Below are 539 nucleotides of genomic sequence, written 5' to 3' on the forward strand. Positions count from 1 at the left end.
TTATCTGCGAGTTAATTCTTAACTCACTGACCTTGTTGACTAGGCTTCGCTTAACTTGCTTTCCCTTGGTAACGGAGGCGCATTATAGGGAGTTCATTGAGGAACACAAGCCTATTTTTCAAAAAAACTCTCCTTTTCAGTTCGTTCGTATAGAAAACATTCAAAACGGACTAAAAGCGCATAGAAAAGGGGCCCGAAAGCCCCTTAAATGTGATTTTAATCTCACTTTTTGTGTCAGTGCAATTACTGATGAGCGAGAATTTGGTCATTAGTAACGATTAGCTGCACTTTCTTGTCTGGAACTATTTCACCAGCAAGAATGGATTTAGCTAATGGGTTCTCGACATTCTGTTGAATTGCACGTTTTAAAGGACGTGCACCGTATACTGGGTCGAAACCGACTTGGGCGATCAAGTCGAGTGCTTTATCAGAAACCTCTAATTGATACCCTTTTTCTTCTAGTCGTTTTGCCAAGCGTTCTAATTGAATAGAAGCAATGGACTTAATGTGCTCTTGACCAAGTGGGTGGAATACCACTA

At 40.8% G+C, this 539-nt stretch carries 1 pseudogene; it reads right to left on the bottom strand.

What is annotated here, in order from left to right:
* Window positions 1-243 precede the first annotated feature (243 nt).
* Window positions 244-539: pseudogene (locus R7Z50_RS30560) on the bottom strand (type VI secretion system ATPase TssH); the annotation flags it as partial.

This window comes from Vibrio sp. 1249-1, from assembly GCF_033340495.1.